Here is a 4,944-nt window from a genome sequence, read left to right as displayed (position 1 = left end):
GACGAACTAACGGAGATGCCCACTAGTCATCATCACAGCGCAGTGGATCACCGTGCGTCACCGCTCCGCACAATGATCCGCCCTTCTGCGAAAAGCCGATACAACGGGTATTGGACGCTTGTTATTACAAAGATTCTGCGAAGGTCGAACCGAGGGACTGTAGCCAGTTCTGCGCATCAGTAGCGTCGGCGTTAGCTGGGCGCCTCCAGCGACGACTCGGAGAAGAAGGGAGCACATCGATGTCTCACATCACTTCAATGATCGAAACCCACCCCAACGACGCTTCCGGCATAGACGTGCAGAAGCTTGCCGACTGCATCGCCGCGTGTCTCGAATGCGCACAGACTTGCACCTCGTGCGCTGACGCCTGCCTGGCCGAAGAGATGGTCGCAGACCTACGGAACTGCATTCGCCTCAACCTTGACTGCGCCGATCTCTGCGCAACCACTGGCAAAATCCTCAGCCGTCGCACCGGGCAGAACCTCGCCACGGTCAAGACCACGCTCGAGGCATGCCGGACAGCATGCGCAGAATGTGCCACCGAGTGTAAGAAGCACGAGGACATGCACGAGCATTGTCGAGTCTGCGCCGAAGCCTGCCGCAAATGCGAACAGGCCTGCACCGAACTCCTGTCCGCGATCAGCTAACGATCAATGCCCGGCCTGGTCGGTCGTACGACAATCGACCAGGCTGGGCCACCCGCCGATATCCATGCCTTATGTAAAGCGTAGCGATTACCGACATGACGTCCGCGGCACAGCAGAAAAACTATCGAGCGGCTTTTTTGTCAGCTCGAAATCCAGTCTTCGAGAGAGACCCAGTGAACAGGTCCTCATTCAAAAAATAAAGCACCTGTGGAATGTCGTCCACCTCGAAACGCAACTTTCCACCGACACCCATCAACCTGTCTGGATCTAGTTCATTTTCTTCCATTGCCAGACGCAGGTCACTGCTCGACACGCTCGATAGATGATCCCGTCTAACTATCGCTTCCAGACGTGCCTTAAGGCGCGAATCTCTCTTTACTCGAGTTTCGAGTAAGTCTTGACTGACGGACTCCATCGGAACCGACGCCGCAAGGATAGTAATCCATTCAGGAATCTTTTTTGCCAAAGTTTCCTGGTCGCGAAAAAAGGCAGAAAAGACAGTTTGACTAAAGATCCCCAACTTGCCGCGGAAAGAAACCAAATCGATCCATTCATCGAACGCAAATATTGGGTCCTCCACGCGCTGCAGAGTGTCTGACAGCGTGGAGTATATACGTCCCCTCTTAAGTCCCCGGCGAGGATTTGATCTGCGGATAAACACAGCCCTGTCGCCAGCCTCTCCAACTACAATTGCATAAAAGGAAAGGTCTCCTGCAGGGAGATGCTTGGGATTAATCTCCTCTAATCGCTCCGCCCATCCAAGAACTGACAGGAACTTTTCGCCAGAATGTTCGGCGGCGAGATTGGGGGCATCTCCCACCTGGTCGACGTCGAGCACTAAATAGGTCTCTGGAGATAGGTCAGCATCGGGCGTCCAGTCGGCAGGCTCTCTTTGTGCCAGTTGACTCGAGGCGTTCTGGACCACATCCCGGAAGGCAGCTGCTACCTCTTGACTTAAGAGTACCTGCCGCAATTTTAGACTTTTCCCAGATGTCCATCCGACCACCAGTGTCATCGCTGAGCTTACATCGATGTTCTGAACATCAATACCCACGTCACTCATTCATGCGCTCCGTTTCATTTACATCGACTTTGTATATGTGGCCAGATAGCGGGACCGCCGCGATACTCGCCCCGACCCGGGGGCGCGTTCGGGAAACAATCAAGGACTCATGCCCTCCTCCGTCCCGAATCGAGTATATGTGGTACCCCAGAGCGAGCAGTGCCGGATTGACGAGAGAGAGATCGGTGCGGTACAGCAAGATTGCAATCAAGACGATTAGCACCGAATACGCTGCAGCGTTTCCCCAATCATTGATATCTACAAATAAAAATGGCACAATGAAAGTTAGTAAATAAGTCGGTACTTGTTGAGTTTCGTCCCTCGATTCGCTTATTACGAACAACCTTGGGACTACCGAGCTCCGCGCTTTTAGTATAAAAAACACCGTAAGTATAGCGACTGTCGCTAACGCGAATAGTGCTATACCGATAAACCGATGACTTGCAACCAAGCGAAAGCCTACAACGAGTAGCGCCGGCGCTAGTGCAGAAATGAACAACCAGATCCGTGTCATCCCAATCCTGCTTGCTCACAAAGCATTTTTGTCTCCTGCCTCCGTGCGCGCCTAGCGGCGTGGGAGGGAGACAATCCCAGAACAGTGTGCTGCACCACACCGCCCTCACAAAGATGCGCACGTGCAAAGAGGCCAAGAAATCGATTTGGGTAGACAGCCGGCATGCGGAGGCCATCCGCTCGGAGTCTCGTGTTCATTGGGCGATAGTCGCATGCTGATCCGACACTGGGCAGGAAATCGAGTTGCGAAGCTGAGCACTGCCGCCCCGAACCGCTCTGAACCGCCCCAGGGGTGTCCCGCCACCTCCTTTGCGAGTCGAGGGGAGGGCACCCCTCTCATTTGCTTGGATCTGAGGGGCCCCGACAGGGCAGCGGCCTCGGACCCGCCCGCCAGTAACGGGACTTCCCATAATTTGCGTCAGACGCTGTCGCGTTTGACGATCGTCTAACGCGACTCTTCGTGAGCGAACCGTTGACTTCCGGCTCGCGCAGCACGAACCCTAAACCCGGCTCTTGTCGGTGTGGCACGTACAAGTAGCGCAGCAAATGTGGAGACATCACGGCCTTGTGTGGCACTCCTAATCCAGCGACGTGCTCCTCCGGGGGCTTCTCTGGATCCGAGATCGGGGCGAGCTGGTCGACCCCGACAATCGGCGCCGTATTCTTCGATCGCCCAAACACGAGGTCGCGGACAATCGCTGATGGCTCTTCCCCCGCTTTGAGGCGGTCCCGCGCTTCGGCGACCTGCTCGCCGGTCAGGCCGCGTCTGCGTCCCGTGCACCTGGCCTTGGAGGGGACACATCTGATCGCTCCAATGTGACTGCAGTGAAGACAAGGAAGACGCAGAAGGCCAAGAGAAGTCCGGTCACGATTGACCAAAGGATACTTCCTGCGGTGAACGCCCAAATAAAGAGAGCAAGGAACAATCCGGCTAGAAAAAGCGTGAACAATATATCTTCGGACTTGGAGGACTTCCTTGGTGGCCGGCCCGGGGTCCGAGTACTGCTGCTAACGGGGCTCGACGTCGCAGGCTTCGCCGGTGATGGCGACTTCGGCTTGTACGGCTTGGCTGCCCCCATGCGGTTGTACGTACCGCACGATTGGCAGTAAAGCTTTTGCGTTGCGACGAGAGGAGCAGCCAAGCCCGCTACGCCCACCGTCGCTACGCCAGCGGTGGCGCCGAGGATCTTCGCTCTCCTGGTGCGCTTTCGCGTAAAGCTCTTCCCGCCACAGTTTGAACACCGAAGATCGCCACTCCCATCCACCTGAATGTCTTCCACCGCGACCCCTTCGACGAATGAGTCTGAAGCCAGATATGCCTCAGGATGCACATAAGTATGACCTAACAACAATCTGCTGGCTCAGCATTGCCGTCCTCACTACTGGGTCGTGCAACTAAGCCGAGAGCAGCAGCTGAGTCCATCCCGGCTTCAGCGAACCCCTTTCTGCACTTCTCTCTGCAGCGCGCGATAGAGCGTCGATCGCCCGACCCCCAGATCACGTGCGATCGCCGATGGCCCCTCCCCCGCCTCGATGCGGGCTCGCGCCTTGTCGATCTGCTCGTCGGTCAGGACGCGTTTGCGTCCCTTGTACTTGCCCTTTGCTTTGGCGATGGCGATGCCCTCGGCCTGGCGTTCACGGATGATGGCTCGCTCGAACTCGGCGAACGCACCGAGCAGTGAGAGCATGAGGTCGGCTCGCGGGTCCTGGGCGCCGGCGGCGTAGGTGGCCCGCTCGTGGACGAACTTCACGCTCGCGCCCTTCGCGGTGATCTCGCCGACGATCTGCTTGAGGTCGACCAGGGAACGAGCGAGTCGGTCCATCGACGCAACAACCAGCTCGTCGCCGTCGCGCAGGTACCTGATGCACTCTTCTAGCTTCACCCGATCGGCACGAGAGCGAGCGGACTGCTTCTCGATATAGACCCGGTCGCACTCCCCCACCGCCTCGAGCTGACGCGCCTCGTTCTGATCCGCGGCCGACACCCGCACGTACGCCACTCGCTGTCCACGCGGACGCGAGGCCCGGCGAGCTGGCTTCGGCTTCGACTCCGGTTTCCCTTCGATGATGTTTTCCGAGTCCGTCGACTCCACCCGAAAGTTCCAGCCCAGCTCGTCCCGGCGACGAAAGCGGGTCCGCACGCTCCCGCGGCTGACGATGAGCACCTCCTCGCCACCATCACCAGAACGGTTGAGCAACGTCCCGATTCGATCAGCCATGAGGAGACCCTTTCGTCCGGAATCTGTATCAATAGATCCTAGACCCCACGGGAAGGTGTTTCATAAGTGCCGAACTAGACCCTGTGACACAGCGGCGACTGTGGACTTGATCGCTTTGTGGCGGTCTTCTGTGGTTACTTCTTGGCGGCGACGTACGACGTACCAATCGGGCGTTCTGGCCGAAAGGGTTAGAGCGAGTCGGCGACTCACGGGTGGGCGGCCGGGTTTGCGTCTGTTTTGTCAGAGTCCGAATGCTCCGCCGCTGATCAGAATGAAGGCGCCTAAGCCGATCAGGACAATCGGGAACAGGATGTGTTCCCAGCGCTCCAGGACTTCGGCGATCGGTCGGCGGGTGGCGACGAACCTTGCCAGGCCCACCAGTCCCGCCACCAGCACCAGGAACACGATGCAGTAGGCGACCACGGCTCCCGGGCCCACGTTGAGAAAGACGGGGACGTAAACGCCGATGTTGTCTCCACCGTTGGCGAAGGTTACGCCGGCC

The 4,944-nt window shown here is 57.8% G+C and carries 4 protein-coding genes; 1 reads left to right on the top strand and 3 read right to left on the bottom strand.

Features of this window, described 5'->3' with window-relative positions:
• Positions 1 to 257: 257 nt before the first annotated feature.
• A complete protein-coding gene (locus G6021_RS16440; RefSeq protein ID WP_228549190.1) occupies positions 258 to 647 on the top strand; it encodes a four-helix bundle copper-binding protein in 390 nt (129 codons plus the stop codon).
• Between the two features lie 121 nt (positions 648 to 768).
• Here G6021_RS16440 and G6021_RS16435 read toward each other — a convergent pair whose 3' ends face one another.
• The 3 genes from G6021_RS16435 to G6021_RS17695 form a co-directional block, all read right to left on the bottom strand.
• A complete protein-coding gene (locus tag G6021_RS16435; RefSeq protein WP_182611237.1) occupies positions 769 to 1,710 on the bottom strand; it encodes a hypothetical protein in 942 nt (313 codons plus the stop codon).
• Positions 1,711 to 3,653: 1,943 nt separating this feature from the next.
• Positions 3,654 to 4,442 (bottom strand): recombinase family protein, encoded by a 789-nt coding sequence (locus tag G6021_RS16430; RefSeq protein ID WP_182641754.1) that lies wholly within the window; start codon positions 4,440 to 4,442, stop codon positions 3,654 to 3,656.
• Positions 4,443 to 4,682: 240 nt separating this feature from the next.
• The coding region (locus tag G6021_RS17695; RefSeq protein ID WP_241736639.1) for a cadmium resistance transporter at positions 4,683 to 4,944 on the bottom strand (262 nt) is incomplete at its 5' end.

Source organism: Dietzia sp. CW19 (assembly GCF_014145265.1).
In the GTDB taxonomy this organism is placed as follows: domain Bacteria; phylum Actinomycetota; class Actinomycetes; order Mycobacteriales; family Mycobacteriaceae; genus Dietzia; species Dietzia natronolimnaea.
This window is presented reverse-complemented; position numbering and strand designations above follow the sequence as displayed.

Coding starts and splice junctions, on each gene's coding strand:
- G6021_RS16435 (WP_182611237.1), bottom strand. CDS start 1,710: ATGAGTGACGTGGGTATTGATGTTCAGAACATCGATGTAAGCTCAGCG.
- G6021_RS16430 (WP_182641754.1), bottom strand. CDS start 4,442: ATGGCTGATCGAATCGGGACGTTGCTCAACCGTTCTGGTGATGGTGGC.
- G6021_RS16440 (WP_228549190.1), top strand. CDS start 258: ATGATCGAAACCCACCCCAACGACGCTTCCGGCATAGACGTGCAGAAG.